The 15,520-nt window shown below is 60.2% G+C and carries 18 protein-coding genes; 3 read left to right on the top strand and 15 right to left on the bottom strand.

Annotated elements, in window-relative coordinates; translation table 11 throughout:
• Positions 1-18: 18 nt before the first annotated feature.
• Together H281_RS0108655 and H281_RS0108650 are read left to right on the top strand one after the other, a co-directional pair.
• Complete coding sequence (locus tag H281_RS0108655) at positions 19-771, top strand: enoyl-CoA hydratase/isomerase family protein (RefSeq protein ID WP_020066701.1); 753 nt, start codon at positions 19-21, stop codon at positions 769-771.
• Entirely contained in the window at positions 768-1,475 is a 708-nt protein-coding gene (locus tag H281_RS0108650) for an NAD(P)H-dependent oxidoreductase (RefSeq protein ID WP_020066700.1), read from the top strand. The genes H281_RS0108655 and H281_RS0108650 overlap by 4 nt, the downstream gene beginning before the upstream one ends.
• A gap of 308 nt (positions 1,476-1,783) precedes the next feature.
• Here the strand turns inward: H281_RS0108650 and H281_RS0108640 are convergent, their stop codons facing one another.
• The 7 genes from H281_RS0108640 to H281_RS0108610 all read right to left on the bottom strand — a co-directional run bounded on the left by H281_RS0108640 (position 1,784) and on the right by H281_RS0108610 (position 8,459).
• A complete protein-coding gene (locus H281_RS0108640; protein WP_020066698.1) occupies positions 1,784-3,163 on the bottom strand; it encodes an amino acid permease in 1,380 nt (459 codons plus the stop codon).
• A 150-nt stretch (positions 3,164-3,313) separates the two neighbouring features.
• Positions 3,314-4,543 (bottom strand): aminotransferase-like domain-containing protein, encoded by a 1,230-nt coding sequence (locus H281_RS0108635; RefSeq protein WP_020066697.1) that lies wholly within the window; start codon positions 4,541-4,543, stop codon positions 3,314-3,316.
• Positions 4,544-4,641: 98 nt separating this feature from the next.
• Positions 4,642-5,697 (bottom strand): 4-hydroxy-2-oxovalerate aldolase, encoded by a 1,056-nt coding sequence (gene dmpG / locus H281_RS0108630; protein WP_020066696.1) that lies wholly within the window; start codon positions 5,695-5,697, stop codon positions 4,642-4,644.
• Positions 5,694-6,656 (bottom strand): acetaldehyde dehydrogenase (acetylating), encoded by a 963-nt coding sequence (locus H281_RS0108625; RefSeq protein WP_020066695.1) that lies wholly within the window; start codon positions 6,654-6,656, stop codon positions 5,694-5,696. Before H281_RS0108625 ends, dmpG begins: the two co-directional genes overlap by 4 nt.
• 20 nt (positions 6,657-6,676) lie before the next feature.
• Positions 6,677-7,444, bottom strand: coding sequence for a 2-keto-4-pentenoate hydratase (locus H281_RS0108620; protein ID WP_020066694.1), 768 nt, complete (start codon positions 7,442-7,444; stop codon positions 6,677-6,679).
• On the bottom strand, positions 7,441-8,250 hold the full coding sequence (gene mhpD, locus H281_RS0108615) for a 2-keto-4-pentenoate hydratase (protein ID WP_020066693.1): 810 nt from the start codon (positions 8,248-8,250) through the stop codon (positions 7,441-7,443). The genes H281_RS0108620 and mhpD overlap by 4 nt, the downstream gene beginning before the upstream one ends.
• Complete coding sequence (locus H281_RS0108610) at positions 8,247-8,459, bottom strand: tautomerase family protein (protein WP_020066692.1); 213 nt, start codon at positions 8,457-8,459, stop codon at positions 8,247-8,249. Before H281_RS0108610 ends, mhpD begins: the two co-directional genes overlap by 4 nt.
• 126 nt (positions 8,460-8,585) lie before the next feature.
• Here H281_RS0108610 and H281_RS0108605 point away from each other — a divergent pair, with 126 nt between their 5' ends.
• Positions 8,586-9,491, top strand: coding sequence for a LysR substrate-binding domain-containing protein (locus H281_RS0108605; protein WP_020066691.1), 906 nt, complete (start codon positions 8,586-8,588; stop codon positions 9,489-9,491).
• 303 nt (positions 9,492-9,794) lie between these two features.
• On the opposite strand, the gene hpaC is transcribed toward H281_RS0108605, so the two are convergent.
• The 8 genes from hpaC to H281_RS0108565 all read right to left on the bottom strand — a co-directional run bounded on the left by hpaC (position 9,795) and on the right by H281_RS0108565 (position 15,516).
• Positions 9,795-10,340, bottom strand: a complete 546-nt coding sequence (gene hpaC / locus H281_RS0108600; RefSeq protein WP_020066690.1) for a 4-hydroxyphenylacetate 3-monooxygenase, reductase component — start codon at positions 10,338-10,340, stop codon at positions 9,795-9,797.
• An 87-nt stretch (positions 10,341-10,427) separates the two neighbouring features.
• Positions 10,428-11,171, bottom strand: coding sequence for an SDR family NAD(P)-dependent oxidoreductase (locus H281_RS0108595; RefSeq protein WP_020066689.1), 744 nt, complete (start codon positions 11,169-11,171; stop codon positions 10,428-10,430).
• Between the two features lie 16 nt (positions 11,172-11,187).
• Positions 11,188-12,330, bottom strand: coding sequence for an amidase (locus tag H281_RS0108590; RefSeq protein ID WP_020066688.1), 1,143 nt, complete (start codon positions 12,328-12,330; stop codon positions 11,188-11,190).
• Complete coding sequence (locus H281_RS0108585; protein ID WP_020066687.1) at positions 12,327-12,842, bottom strand: nuclear transport factor 2 family protein; 516 nt, start codon at positions 12,840-12,842, stop codon at positions 12,327-12,329. Before H281_RS0108585 ends, H281_RS0108590 begins: the two co-directional genes overlap by 4 nt.
• A 4-nt stretch (positions 12,843-12,846) precedes the next feature.
• A complete protein-coding gene (locus H281_RS0108580) occupies positions 12,847-13,224 on the bottom strand; it encodes a hypothetical protein (RefSeq protein ID WP_020066686.1) in 378 nt (125 codons plus the stop codon).
• Positions 13,225-13,294: 70 nt separating this feature from the next.
• Complete coding sequence (locus tag H281_RS0108575; RefSeq protein ID WP_027804417.1) at positions 13,295-13,669, bottom strand: tautomerase family protein; 375 nt, start codon at positions 13,667-13,669, stop codon at positions 13,295-13,297.
• A gap of 66 nt (positions 13,670-13,735) precedes the next feature.
• Positions 13,736-14,236 carry an aromatic-ring-hydroxylating dioxygenase subunit beta gene (locus H281_RS0108570; protein ID WP_027804416.1) on the bottom strand — a complete coding sequence of 167 codons (501 nt, stop codon included), beginning with the start codon at positions 14,234-14,236 and terminating at the stop codon, positions 13,736-13,738.
• Positions 14,233-15,516 carry an aromatic ring-hydroxylating oxygenase subunit alpha gene (locus H281_RS0108565; RefSeq protein WP_020066683.1) on the bottom strand — a complete coding sequence of 428 codons (1,284 nt, stop codon included), beginning with the start codon at positions 15,514-15,516 and terminating at the stop codon, positions 14,233-14,235. The genes H281_RS0108570 and H281_RS0108565 overlap by 4 nt, the downstream gene beginning before the upstream one ends.
• Between the last annotated feature and the right edge of the window lie 4 nt (positions 15,517-15,520).

Here is a 15,520-nt window from a genome sequence, read left to right as displayed (position 1 = left end):
ACCAGGAGGAGGAAACGAATGAACCAACGTGTTTCCGTGCAGTGGCTCGACGGTGTCATGTCCATTAGCTTGAACCGACCTGAGAAGCGCAATGCGTTGGACGAGTCAATGTTCGGCGCGCTGGCCGACGCATTCGTCCAGGCCCGGTCCGACGACCGTGTTGCCTCCGTGCTAATTAAAGGAACGTCCGACTGTTTTTGTGCGGGGCATGATATCGGAGCTTTCGCGACGCTTTGGCCTCAGCCCGAAAATGGCGCGATCATACGGTGTATAACGGCGCTTCTCGGGCTCGATAAGCCGTTCACCGCGGCCGTGCGCGGTGCTGCGGTAGGGTTCGGGGCGACCTTGCTTCTGAGTGCCGACTACGTCGTTGCATCCCATTCGGCGACATTCTGTTTTCCCTTCGCTCGGCTAGGTATCGTTCCCGAGGCTGGCGCCAGCGCAGTGCTTGCGCGACGGGTGGGAGATCTTCGTGCGCGCGACTGGCTGATGTCCGCGAGAGTGATCGGTGCAGAGGAAGCACTTTCAGCGGGATTTATATCGCGGCTGGCGGACTCTTCCGAGGTCGACGTCCTGGCGCAGGCATACGCCGCAGAGATCGCGGACAAACAGCCTCACGTCATGCGGCAAATACGGCGACTGATTGATGACGGTGCGCATCGGAGCGCAAAACAGGCAGCGTCGTTCGAACTCGAGGCGCTGAACGTTCTGATTCCAGAAGCGGCCAATCGCGTTCGCTATTCCGGTAAGCAATCTGGAGAGGTCGAATGAATAATGTCCTGATCGTCCATGCTCACCCGGAGCCGAAATCTTTCTGCACGGCCCTGGCTCACGCGGCTATCGAAGAGTTCGAAGGCCGGTCTTGCTCGGTGACGCTATCTGACCTCTATGCACAACGTTTCAATCCGGTCGCTTCTGCGAACGACTTCGAGTCGCGATCCGATCCCGACTATCTTGTCTACTCGCTGGAACAGCGCCACGGGCTGAAACAGGGCACGTTGAATGCCGATATCGTGCGCGAAGTGGACCGGGTTCTCGCGGCCGATACAGTGGTATTCGTTTTTCCTGTCTACTGGTTCTCGACGCCCGCCATACTGAAAGGCTGGATCGACCGGGTGTTCTTATCCGGTGCGTTTTATGGCGGAAAGCGAATCTATGAGCGCGGCAGCATGGTTGGAAAGAGGGCGGTGACTGCGATCACACTGGGCGGCCGCGATCATATGTTCGGTCCACGCGCATTGCACGGCGAACTCGTGCGCGGCATGATGCGTCACTTCTTTCAAGGCACCCTTGGATATGTCGGATTCGATGTCGTCGAGCCGTTTGTGGGTTACCACGTTCCATATTGCCCGGACGCCGAGCGGGACCGCATCATGTCGGACTGGAGAGCGTATATCGCCACGCTCGATCAGCAGCCGCTTATGAAGATGCCCGATCTCTCGAAGTTCGATGACGTTTTTCGTCCTTTGGAATGAGGAGTTTGCAAAGAAAGCGCTGAGTAGAGTTCGGCACGAATCAGTTCAAAAATCGCATTCGGCTATTTAAAGTCCGGGAAACGCAGTACCTTACGCTGCGACCTTTTGCTCGTGGAATTTTCGCGGACTGAATCCGCGTGGCAGGGTCGGCTCGTTGAGAGAGGCTCCTTGAGGCATGTCGACCCACTTGGAGATGCCGGTAAACACTCGTTCGAGGTCGTCCGAACGACCGTCGCACACCTGCTCATGAACGGCATGGCGCACGAGGTCGTTCTATTCGGCTGAATGCCCGCCCGGGGGCCGCAATGTCAGCGCACCTTCGCGCCGGACGTCTGCCCGAACGACGGATGCCTGCGCCGCACGTAGTACCACGCGACGATCGCGAGCGCCGTCGATACCGCGAACCAGAACTGGAAGCGCGATTCCGGGTTGAATGCCTGCGACCCGAGTACGGCGACCAGCGCAAGCAGCGCGACCCAGTTCGACACTGGATAGAACCATGCACGGAACGAAGCCGGGTCGCGTTGCTCGTGCTTCGTCTGCCGGCGCATCGCGAAGTGCGCGACGATAATGAAGATCCACACGATCATGACGAACGCGCCGCTACTCTTCGCGAGCATCAGGAACAGGTCGCCGCCGCTCAGGAAGTGAATGCCGAGGATCGACACGCAAACCACGAGGCACAGCACGAGCGCGTTCATCGGCACGCCTTTCGCGTTCGTGCGGCCGAACATCGCGGGCGCATGGCCGCGCTGGCTCAGCGAGAACAGCATGCGCGAATTGGAGAACAGGAACGAGTTCATCACCGACATGAACGACACGAAGAGCACGATCTTCATCGCAACGGCCGCGCCGGTGAATCCCGCCATGCTGAACAGCGAGACATACGGCGATTTCAGATTGGCCTTGTCGGTCCAAGGCATGCACAGGATCAAAATCGACACCGAGCCGACGTAGAACACCATCACGCGTAAGATCACGCTCTTGATGGCGCGGATCACGTTCTTGCTCGGGTTCTCGGATTCACCTGCGGCCACTGCCGCGATTTCGCTGCCGCCAAGCGAGAAGATCACGACCATCACGCCGGAGATCACGGGCGAAATGCCGTTGGGCATGAAGCCACCGTGGTCAGTCAGGTTCAGGAGCCCCGGCGCGGGGATGCCCGGCTGGAGGCCGAACAGGATCGACGCGCCGAGCACCATGAACACGATGATCGTTGCGACCTTCGCAAACGACAGCCAGTATTCGGCTTCGCCGAACGCGCGCACCGAATACGCGTTGGTCGCCATCAGCGCGATCAGCATGAACAGCGCGCCAGCCGGGACCGGTAGCCATGGCAGGAAGTCGTGAAGGATCGCGCCGAGCAGGATCGCCTCCACGGTGATCGTAATCATCGACTTGAACCAGTAAAGCCAGCCGACTGCGAAGCCGGCCCATTCGCCGAGATAGCTGTTCGCATACGTGGAGAACGAGCCGCTGTCAGGATTGCGGGACGCCATTTCGCCGAGCATGAACATGACCAGCGTCACCATGACGCCCCCGATCAGGTACGACAGAATCGCCGCGGGTCCGGCGGTTGCAATAATGGAGCCGGAGCCGACGAACAGACCTGCGCCGATGACGCCGCCTAGCGCGATCATCGTGATGTGTCGTTGCTTGAGGCTCTTTTTTAATGAGTAATCCTGCATGTCTACCTCCACAGTTGATCTGGATTATTGGTGAAACGTGTTTACACCTTGTTTTTTGTGCTAGCGGGCCGAGATGGGCCGGATGTTAACGAGCGACTACGTGTGGGCGGAGATCCGCTTCACCGCATCAAACCTTCTTTTCCCGTTCCTTTACGACCCGGAGGATTGGACCGATGATGTGCCCGCTGCGAGTGCTGCTTCATACGCACGCTTCAGCCGCCTTGCGCCTTCCTGAATCTCCTCAACGCCGGGGGCAGCGAATGAAAGACGCAGTGATGCTACGTCCAGCTTATCGGCGAAGAACGCCTTACCTGGGACGAAGATGACCTTGTTTTCGATTGCGTGCCAGAGGAGTTCCGATGAATCGATACCTTCGATTCGCGCCCACACGAACATCCCGCCTTCGGGTTGATGAAACTGAATGGCATCGTCCAGTTGCCAGCGCAGTTCATTGCACAGCGCGTCACACTTGCGTCGATACGTCGTGGTGATGCGCGGCAGATGGCGCTCCAGAGCGCCGTCCGCCAGATATTCCGCCGCGATCGCTTGGGTCCATGGAGCGCTACATAGGTCCACCGTCTGCTTCGCGATGACACAACGTCGCGTGATTTCAGCCGGCGCAATTGACCAGCCCACTCTCACTCCCGGCGCGACAATCTTTGAGAGGCTTGCAAAATGGACCACCCAGTCGCGCGAACCCTCGACTTCCGCCGTCAACGCAAGAATTGATGGGACGGTGTCTCCCGAAAAACGCAGATCGCCGTATGGGTCGTCTTCAACGATAACGAACCGGTACTTGACAGCAAGCTTGAGCAATTCGATGCGTCGTTCCCGCGTGATGGTTGCGCCGGTCGGGTTCGCGAATGTTGGCACCGTGTACAGCAGCTTCGGTCGCGGCACTGCTCCCGATTCAAGATGCGCAGCGAGGTTTTCTACATCGATGCCATGGCCATCTACCTGCGCCGTAACGATCTGGGCATGTTGAAGCTTCAGGGCCTGCAACGTCGCGGGATAAGCTGGTTGTTCGGTGACTACAACATCGCCTGGCGCGACGAGAACGCGCAACAGTAAATCCAGTCCTTGCTGGGAACCCGTCGTCACGAGCAGTTCGCCCGGCTCACAGGTTACGCCGCGACGGGCCATCAGATTTACCAGCTCACTCTTTAGCTCAGGCAGTCCGTCCGTCGGTCCGTACTGCAGACAGCGGTTCGAATTCCGGTAAGCGCGCTTTTGGGCAGATGCCAAACCGTCGACGTCAAAAAGGTCGCTAGCTGGATAACCGCCTGCGAATGAAATCATCCCGGGTTCGGCAAGATACTTGAACAGCTCACGAATCGGTGAACCGGACGGGTCTTGAAAAGGGGCTGTAAACTCGTACATATCGTCGTTGGCTCGTCGCCGGTCAATTGCAGCATCTGCGCGTAGCAGGCATTGGACCGAATAATCCGGTCGCAAGCGCTGTTGCTACGGCCCGATATCTATGCACGATGTAATGCGCTTCTATCACGCTTGTGTGCGCCGTGGCTCAAAAGATCCAGAGCCACGTCGACGATCATGTCTTCCTGGCCACCAACCATCTTGCGCCGGCCGAGTTCCACGAGGATATCGACTGTCTTTAAACCATACTTGCTTGCAGCAAGTTCGGCGTGCCGCAGAAAGCTGGAGTACACGCCGGCATAGCCGAGCGCCAGCGTCTCCCGGTCAACGCGCACTGGACGATCCTGCAACGGACGCACCAGATCGTCGGCCGCGTCCATCAGGCGGTACAGGTCGCAGCCGTGATTCCAGCCCAGACGTTGCGCTGCGGCGATAAACACTTCAAGCGGTGCGTTTCCTGCGCCCGCACCCATCCCGGCAAGACTCGCGTCGATGCGATCGCAACCTTCTTCGACGGCGACCAGCGAGTTCGCGACGCCAAGGCTCAGGTTATGGTGTGCGTGCATACCGGTCTGGGTCTCTGGGTTCAATATGTCCTTGAAAGCGCGGAAACGGTCCCGGATGTCCGCCATGCCAAGTGCGCCGCCCGAATCCACGACATAGACGCAGGTCGCGCCGTAGCGCTCCATCAGCTTCGCCTGCATCGCAAGTTTCTGCGGCGTGGTCATGTGGCTCATCATCAGGAATCCGACGGAATCCATGCCGAGTTCGCGAGCAAATTCGAGATGTTGGCGGGACACGTCGGCTTCGGTGCAGTGCGTGGCGACGCGCACGACGCGTGCGCCTGCATCGTATGCGTTGCGAAGATCATGGATGGTGCCAATGCCGGGAATCAGCAGCGTCGCTATCTTCGCGGTTTTGACGCTTTCCGCCGCTGCAGCAATCCATTCGACGTCACTGTGCGCACCAAAACCGTAGTTGAAACTCGACCCTTCGATGCCATCGCCGTGCGCGACCTCGATGCTGTCGACACCGGCCTCATCAAGCGCCCTCGCGATTGCCCGGACGTTGGCAATGCTGTATTGATGACGGACTGCGTGGCTGCCATCACGCAACGTTACGTCGGAGATATAGAGTTTCTTGTCGAGCGATGTCATTGAATAGGCTCCTTCTGGCCTCGGACCACGCCGGCAGCGAGGCGTCGGCGCGCCATCATGTCGCCGCACGCGAGCGCGGCGGACGTCATGATGTCGAGATTGCCCGCGTACGAGGGCAGGTAATGGGCGGCGCCTTCTACTTCGAGGAATACCGACGTCTTCAACCCGTGCTTTACACCGAGACCCGGCACGTTCAGCGGCTTTTCCGGCGAGACGATGTCGAACTGAATCTTCTGTTTCAGGCGATAACCGGGAACATAAGCCTGCACGCTGGTAATCATCTGTGCGACGCTGTCCTCAACCGCGTTCACATCTACCAGATCGGACAATACAAACACCGTATCGCGCATGATCAATGGCGGCTCCGCTGGATTGAGCACGATGATTGCCTTGCCGCGAGTTGCGCCACCCAGCGTCTCGATTGCGCTACGCGTGGTCTCAGTGAATTCGTCGATGTTTGCCCGCGTGCCCGGCCCTGCAGATCTGCTCGAGATAGAGGCGACGATTTCCGCGTAGTGGACCTTCGCGACACGCGACACGGCTGCAACAATCGGAATCGTCGCCTGACCGCCGCACGTGACCATGTTCATGTTGGACGCATTTTCGGCCTCGAGATTGATCGCCGGAATCACATATGGGCCAACCGCAGCCGGTGTCAGATCGATAACCTGCACGCCGTGCTTTTGCAGCACATCGTTGTGATGCTTGTGCGCACTGGCCGACGTGGCGTCGAAGACGATATCGATGTTCTTGAACACATCGAGTTTCAACAGCCCGTCGATCCCCTCCGCTGTCGTCGCAACGCCCATCCGTTCAGCGCGCGCGAGCCCATCCGATTTCGGGTCTACACCCACCATCGCAGCCATTTCGAGGTGCTGGCTGTTGCGCATCACCTTTATCATCAGGTCGGTCCCGATGTTGCCGGGACCGATGATCGCAACTTTTACCTTTTCGTTCATATCCACTCCGAGATTTGGGGTCACGCCGCGACGTGAAATCCAACACTGCCGAGCTGCTCCATATCGACTGACGTGTACTGCCCTAGCTTGATCCACTCCGCCGGCGTAGCACCGCCCGCCATGACAATCCATCCGGCCTGAAGGGGCTCGCCAGCCTCCGCTGATAAACGGGCGGCGGCTACGAGCGAACGTAAAGGATGACCCAGCAGCGCTGCGGTGGATCCTACCTGGACGACCCGCCCGTCGATGCTCACTGTCAGTCCGAGGTTAGAAAAGTCGATCTTCGGATCGCACCAGGCGCCGATAACAAAACCGCTAGAGGACGCGTTGTCTGCAATCACTTCAGGCAGCGAGAACTTGAAATCCTTGTAGCGCGAATCGATGATTTCGATCGCCGGAGCGATCGCTTCCACTGCCGCGAGGGCTTGAGGTCCCGTGACATTCCCTTCGAGCGGCCGCTTCAGTATGAAAGCGATTTCCGGTTCGCAGCGGGCATGAATGAAGCGCGAAAGATCAATCGCTGTCCCTTCCTCGATCTGCATTGCATCGGTCAGTCTTCCCCAGATCACATCGGACAGACCCATCTGGACCATCTTGGCCCGGCTGGTAAAACCCATCTTCACACCGACGCGGCGTTCACCGCGGTCGAGTCGACGGCGGATCGATTCGGCTTGAATACGGTATGCCTCATCAAGTGACAGACGGCCCTCGCGATCGAAACGCGTGACCTCCGTTGCGTTTAGTGCCGCATCGTCGAGCAGCTTGGCGAGTTCGGCAGTGTTGCTCATGAGCGCACCTCGTTGTTTGATAGCGGTTCGAACACGGCGCGCACGGACCCTAGTCCGTGGATGCGAGTTTCGAACACGTCCCCGGGGACGACGGAGACCATGGGTCCGAGGGCGCCTGAAAGCACCAGGTCTCCGGCTTTCAAGGGCTGGCCTAGCGATGCCATCGTCCGGGCCAGCCAGACAACCGCATTGACAGGATTTCCCAGACAGGCGGCTCCTGCGCCGACCGATACTGGCTCGCCGCGTCGCTCCATCACCATGCCGCACAAGCGCAGGTCGAACTCAGATAATTTGCGTGGGATGGTGCCGAGCACGTACGCCGACGAGGACGCGTTATCCGCAATCGTGTCGGTGATGCGAATATTCCAGTCCGCTATTCGGCTGCCGACAATCTCCAGCGCAGGCAGCGCGTACTCGATAGCGTTGAGCACGTCGACCTGAGTGGGGTTGTCCATCGTCATGTCACGTCCGATGACAAATGCGACTTCGGATTCGACCTTGGGCTGCGTGAGTATCGATGATGGAATCGGCTCTCCATCGCCATACCCCATATCGTCGAAGAGCATGCCGAAGTCGGGCTGGTCCACACCGAGCTGCTTCTGCACGGCGACCGATGTGAGGCCGATTTTGCATCCGACGACGCGGCGGCCTTCGGCCAGTCGACGCTCGGTGTTCACTCGCTGGATCGCGTATGCGTCGTCGATACTCAGTTGATCGTACGTTTCGCGCAACGGTGCGAGGTATTTGCCGCTGCGCTGAGCAGTTGCAAGCGCAGCAGCTGCTTCCTTGATAAGGAGGGGCGTCATTTGCCATTCTCCAGAGCAGGGGCGCCGAGTTCGTCCTTGGTACGCTCGCCTATTGCCCAGTGTGTCGACGGCACCTCGTTTGCAAAGACCCGAATGCTGTCCAGGGGCACGCCGAGGGTTTCGTGCACGGTGCGGGCGATTGCCTTAAGGCACGCCTTGACGGCTTGGGCGTCGCGGCCCTCGACGAGCGAGATGTGGATGATTGGCATGACTCGTTTCCTGACGTGATATGAGCGAGGTCATGATGTACGATGCAAGCCATGACGGTCCAATACCGTTTGGACCCGTATTGATACCGAATGGGTATCGGAGATTGCGCAGTACCTGGAGGAAATATGGACCTGAAGCAGATGCGCTATTTCATGGCGCTAGCAGAGGAGGCGAACTTCGGACGGGCGGCGGAACGTCTGCACATGGCGCAACCGCCGCTCACACGTAACATCCGTGCACTCGAACAGGAACTAGGTACGCAACTGTTCGTCCGAACCACGAAGGGCGCCGAGCTGACCGAGGCGGGTCGCGCGTTGATGGAAGAGGTGCCCAATATCCTGGCTCTTGCGCGGCGTGCGGAGGAACAGACTCAATTGGCTGGCCAAGGCTACTTGGGACGGCTCGACGTCGGCATTTTCAGTTCGGGGATTCTGAACGTCATTCCGCGGCTGCTCGCCGCGTTTCATACCGAACGGCCCGAGGTCAAAATTGGCTTGCACAATATGTCCAAGGCTGAGCAGATCAGTGCGCTGCGTGAGCGGCGCATCACGATCGGTTTCAATCGTCTCGTGCCCGACGAACCCGATATCGCGGTTGATTGGGTTCTGAGAGAACCGTTTCTGGTCGCGCTGTACGAAGGACATCGGCTGTGCGCGAAGAAGTCGGTGACGCTGCGGGATCTCGACAACGAGCGAATGATTCTTTATCCGAACGCGCCTGTGCATGGCCTCGCGCAGGAAGTGGCCGCTGCGTTTCGCGCCGAGAATGTGCAACTGCGTGTTGAGCAGGAAGTCGAGGACGTGGTGACGTGCATCGCATTGGTTGCGAGCCGTTTCGGCATTTGCGTGACCACGGAATCGGCAGTCAATCTTCGGCTGCCGGGCGTTGTGTACCGCCCGCTCAGATCGACACAGTTGCGGGAAATCGAGTTGTCCTGTCTTTATCGTCGTGGGGACAACTCCCCAATCCTGCAAGCCTTTTTGCAGTTGATACGGACTTCGCGAATCCACCGCGTTCGTGCCCAGCTTTGAGCGGCGGCCGCGAGTGATGCCGGAACGTCGGGCGAGCGTCCGGTCGGCAGGGCAATACCTCGACGAAGCACGATCATCCGCAAGTTTGCTCAAGTCTGTCCGGCATCGAGAGCGGGGGAAAGGAACTGCATCTCCGCGTGAGTCCGTCCGATGGTTCAGGATGCAAGCGGCCTTCGAAAGTACGGGGTTTCGACGGACCGCTTGGGCTCGTCAACCGGCAGTCGTGTCGGCGACTGTTGGCCCTGGTGACGCAGTAAGCGTCTCGCTGCCCGCATGACAAAGCGCAACTGGCGCAAGGTCCGTTCAGCGACCGGTTGCGCCCTTCCACGCGCGCGGCACGCGGTGAAAGTTGCGGTCGAAATAGATCAGGCTGTCACCGTCGCTGCGCACTCTGATCTCAGTCGTCTCCACGAACAGCACCGCATGCGAGCCGACATCCTTCGCTTCGACAATTCTTCCCTGCAAGCTCGCGAGCGCGCCGCGCAACACGGGCACGCCGTTGAGTCCTTCATACCACTCCGGCAGCTGGAAGCGCTCTTCCATCGACAAACCCGTCATGCCCGCGAAGTGTCGCGCCATGTCTTCCAGATTGGCAGGCAGCACGTTGATGCATACATGGCGATTACCATCGAATACCGCATGCATTGCGCTCGAGCGGTTCAGACAGACGAGCAGTGTGGGCGGCGTATCGGTCACGGAGCAAACCGCGCTGGCGGTAATGCCGCATCGGCCGTGTGCGCCTGCCGTGGTGATGACATTGACGGCTGCACCCAGATGCGCCATCGCTTGCCGGAACTGCTGACGCAGCGGATCGATCTGTGACTGAACGGGAGTGGGCTGTGCGGACATGATGTGTGTGACTCCGGCTTGATGCTATCCAGCAAGGTTGGATTCGATGAAAACGTGCCTGTACGAGCACACCGTGTCGGTTGGCGCTCAGCGCATGAAGAGTCCGCCATTGATATCCCAGCACGCGCCGTTGGCGAAGTAGGCGTCGGCGGAAGCCAGCAGCACGGCCACATCCGCGATGTAACTCGCGGAACCGAGGCGTCCAGCCGGAATGCGCGCAATGATGTTGTCCAGCGTCTCTGCCGGCACGCTTTCGTGCACGATGGGCAGATCAAGCGGGCCCGGCGAGATCGCGTTGACGGTGACGCCGTGTGCGGAGAGGTCGCGCGCAAAGACTTTGGTCAGCGTAAGAGCGCCGCCTTTGGCGGCGGCATAGTGCGCGCCGGTCGCAGAGCCGCCGTTCTGTCCCGCGAGAGAGGCGATGTTCACGATGCGCCCCGCGCCTCGCGTCGCGAAGTGCTGGCCGAACACCTGGCAGCCGAACAGAACGCTGCGAAGGTTGACGCATATTACGTCGTCGAATTGCCCGGCGGTGATTTCCATTACCGGTACGACTTTGGACGCGCCCGCGTTGTTCACGAGCACGTCGACCGCACCCCAGCGGTCGAGGATGGCATCGCGCGCGGCCTCGAAGTCCGCCTTTTTCGTCACATCGAGCTTCACGGCGAAGGCGCCTGATCCGTCGCTGCTCAGCTCGCGCGCGAGTGCCTCTGCGGCATCGACAGCGATATCGCCTAGCGCGACGTTGTAGCCGGCCTGGTGGAAGCGGCGCGTTAGCGCTTCGCCCAATCCGCGCGCGGCGCCGGTCACGAGTACGACTCTCTTCGACATGACTTCCGCTCCTTCTTTATGCGTTGGAAGCGAGCGTCGCTTCGATGTGTGCGGCGACCGCGCAAACCGTCTCGTCATCGCCTTTGCGACCGACGATCTGCAGTCCGGCTTTCAACGACGCTCCTTCGATCGGAACCGGTAACGTAAGCGCCGGATGCCCGCTCAGATTGAAAGGCCGAATGAGCGACGACATTGCGATCACCGACGTGCCGGTGCGTGCGGCCTCGATCGTAATGGGCAGTGATGGCATGGTCGGAAGGATCAGAATGTCCGCGTCTTCCAGCACGCGGTCGACCTCATCGGTGAAGCGGTGGCGAATGCGCTCGGCTGCGTCCAGCTCCGAGGCCGGCGTGTTCGCGGCGGCGTTGAGGCGCGCGAGAATGTCCGGCCCAAGCAACCCGCTGCCGACCAGATAGCCGAACGCACGCCATGTCTCGGCGTTGATGACGGCCAGACCGGCGGTGAAGGCATCTCGCATGTATTCGAGTTGCACTGTGCGCGACGCAAGTTCGCTGTGTGCGACGGCAGCAGCGACGGCATGACGGATTTCGCCGTCTGCTTCGACGTCGGGCAGCGCGACGCGCAGCCCCGTCACCTCGCGACGTGCCCGGCCACCATGAAATGACGGATCGATTGCGAGCATCACGTCGATGACCGTGTTCATGTCCCGCGCAAACGGGCCGACGCAATCGAGCGACGTCTGGTGCGGCGCGACGCCTTCGCGCGAGACGCGCCCGAAGGTCGGCTTCAGACCGATCACACCGCAGCATGCCGCAGGGCAGCGCACGGAGCCGCCGGTATCGGTGCCGAGCGCAGCATCGACGAGGCGCAATCCCACCGCCGATGCGGATCCGCTCGACGAACCACCGGGAATACGAGCATGATCTTGCGGGTTGAGAGGCGTGCCAGTGAAGTCGTTAATGCCTGTCATGCCGAACGCGAGTTCGTGCATATTCGTCTTGCCCGTAATGCGCCAGCCGGCGTCCAGCAGGCGCTGGACGACTTGTGCATGGCGCGGCGCGGGCGGTGCATCGGCGAGAGCCCGGCTGGCCGCGGTCGTCGGATAGCCCGCTACGTCGATGCTGTCCTTGATCGCAATGGTGGGCGCATCGGCTGCGGCGTGCAACGCGAGATCGAGTCTCTGCAGGAAGGCGCTCATGCATGCACTCCGTGCGCGGGGTTGATCTGCCAGGGCGCGTCGAAAAGGCGCTCGGTACGAAAATGACGGATCAGCCAGATGTCTTCGTTGTGCGGCGACGGCGTGAAATCCACTTCGAGCCGCGCAGCAATGAGTTCGGCTTTTGCATGGACATAGCGCGACGCCTGCAGCATGATCCAGCGGCCCTTCGCCGTATCGCCCTGCACTTCGATATGCTCGCTCGTCAGGAAGTGGACGTTCGTCGCGAAGTGCGGCGTGGGCGGCAGATAGCGTTGCAACATCGTGACGATGGCGCTCGGCCCCTGCAAGCGTCCGAACTTGTCCGCATACTGCGGACCGATACCTTCCCACACGGCCACATCGCTAAAGAGCGCCGCAAGCGACTCACCTTCGAGTGCGCGTGCAGGCACATCGCAAAGCGCCATGTATCGCGCGATGGTTTTGCGCACGGCATTCTGCGCTTCCAGCGCGCGCAGGCGTGTCTGCAGGCTCTCAATGATCTTGTCCGTCATGGTTTCACGCCTCGTTGGTAACGGCGGGCGGGACCGTCAGCGCGCGGCCGACGCGCGCTTCGATCTTGCCGTAGCGCCAAAGGTTGTATTCGCCCACAGGCGTCGTGCGATACAGATTGCAGACCGCAACGGCGGTGTCGAAGTCCGCGACGTCGGCCATGAGATAGAAGGTCCAGGGAGCGCCTTCGGCGTTGCCGACGACGAGCCGGTCGTCATCCATCACACCCAGTACTCGTACGCCTTCCATTGCTTCGACGGCATTGAGCATCTTGCCGTAGGCCTGCCACACTTCGCCTGTCTGCTCACGCGGCAAGTCAAAGAAATTCTGGGTGACACCGCAGCAGAAAAGCACCCGCAGCGGCAAGTGTCTGATATCAGTCATGATGTGGTTTCCTTATGTGCCGAACCGCATGTCCGGCTTACGGATCGCCGCGTACGGTTCTGGCTATGACTTATCGGCCCAACGAGCGAGCGGTCTTGCCGCCCAGGCCGAAATCGGTGCTGGGAATGTCTTTGATCATGACGCGCGTGGACTGCAAAGGCACATTCAGCACGGACGCGCTGGTCTCTGACAGGTGCGCAATCAGCGCTTCTTTTTGCGCTTCCGTGCGGCCTGCAATCAGAATTGCGATGATGACCGGCAACGCAGCGGCCGTCAGCTTTCCGCCCAACCCGATGTGCGAGACCGGCAACTCGGACAGCAGAATGCGTACGGACTCGGCGGGCGCACCGATCGCGTCGACGGTCGCCTGCGTGAGGCCTTGAATGAGCGACGCCTTGCGCTCGTCGGAATGACCCTGAGGCAAATAGACTTCGAGTGTCGGCATGGTCGGAACAGGAATACGCATCGGCGCGGTGACTGCACGATGCAGGCACCGATGCGCGATTGGCATTCAAAGCAGGAAGCCGATGGCGTTCAGTGCTTCGGTCGAATTGATCAGGCGGATAACTTTCTCGACGAGCCGCGGTTCGCCGTCTGTCATGCCGATCTTGTGCGTCAGGTCGGCGGCGAAGATCGTCGACACGCCGCGCTTGTACGCAATGATGATCTGCGACGACTTCACTTCGACTAGATCCGCGCTATCCGAAGACCGCGTGAAGCGCGACACGGTGCGCACCGTGCGGGCCGCATCGGATGCAGATGCCGAATAGCCCGACGTCATGCGCTGCACGCGCAGTTCGCGCATGTGCTGGTCGTCGAACGCGTAGTTCAGTGTTGCGGCGTAGTCGGTCGTGTCGGGGTCGATCGGCACCACGTAGATGCCCTTGGGGTCCCATAGTTCGAGCCATGCGCGGTAGTCGCGCCGGTCCAGAAGCTCGGCTTCGCGCCAGATGAATTCGATCGCGCAAGCGAAGGTCTGGTCGGAGAAAAGTGCGTTGCGGTCGTCCATCATGCTTGCTCCATCATTGCGCGCCATTGCCTGTAGGCTTCGCGCATGCCTGTTTCGTCGGTTGCGTGAGCGGTCTTCTCACCGTTCGGTGCGGCCGTTTCGCGGTTCAGACCGCGGTTGACGAGGATCGGTACGTCAGGGCCGGCATATGAGCCGCGCTGCACGCGTTCCCAGGCTTCGGCGTCGTCAGGGCTACCGAAGCCGAACGGGCCCTGAAAGTGTTCGTGAATGCGCAGGCGCACGCGGTTCGCTTCGTCGGGGCCGCCGTCCATGGCGAGCGCGACGTGACGAATCTCCGTCTCTTCGGCCGAGATGGGGCGCAGCACGCGGAAGAACGCCATCGACAGCGCGAGGTTAGGAAACAGGTTCAGATTGAAGCCGACACCCATCAGCGAACGCACGATGCGCCGTACTTCCTCAGGCGTGTGCTTTTGTGAGAGTTGCGCGGCGAGTTCGTTGAAACGATCGGGCAGCGGCGCACCGTCGTCACGGTCCAGGTCGACGATTTCCGGCACCAGCACAGCGAGGCTGTGGCCATTGCCGAGCGAACGGCAAAAGGCGTCTTCGCTCGTCATGAAGCTCGTGATGACAGCGGCCGTTTCATCGTCGATGGACTTCATCCACGACTTGTGCACGACCGGGAAGTGATAAAGGTCGGTCGTGTTCTCGAGCTGAATCTTCCAGTTGCCCTTGAATTTGAACTTGTGCTCGCCGTTGGCCTTGATCGGATAGCCGGCGCCCTGCTTCATGAACAGGTCGATCCACGGCTTCGCGCCGCCGAGAAAATCTTCCAGCGATTCGATCTGTTCGTTGAAGCTCGCGAATATCAAACCTTGATACACGCCCACCCGCAGCTTCTTGAGCGGCAGATCGCCTTTTTCGCACACGCCTTCGTAGCCGTCGCCATAGGGCAGCGCGCGCAGCGTGCCGTCGAGCGCGTACGACCAGCTGTGATACGGACACGTGAAGCCCTTCGCATTGCCCTTATGCTCTTCGCACACGGTCGCGCCGCGATGACGGCAGCGATTCTGCAGCACATTCACCGCACCCGTTTTGTCACGAACGACGATAACCGGTTGACGGCCAATGGTCGTGGTCACGAAGTCGCCCGGCTTGGGCAACTCGCTGTCGTGCGCAACCCACACCCACGTCCTGTAGAAGATGCGTTGCAGTTCTTCCTCGAAAAGCTGCGGATCGTAGTAGAGCGAGGGCGCAATGCGATCGGACTCCGCGCGCTTCGCGAGCGCGCTCGTGTCGATGGTTTGATAGGTCGGCGTACTCATCGTG

Origin of the sequence: Paraburkholderia caledonica, from assembly GCF_000383275.1 — a bacterium.
Taxonomy (GTDB): Bacteria; Pseudomonadota; Gammaproteobacteria; order Burkholderiales; family Burkholderiaceae; genus Paraburkholderia; species Paraburkholderia caledonica.
This window is presented reverse-complemented; position numbering and strand designations above follow the sequence as displayed.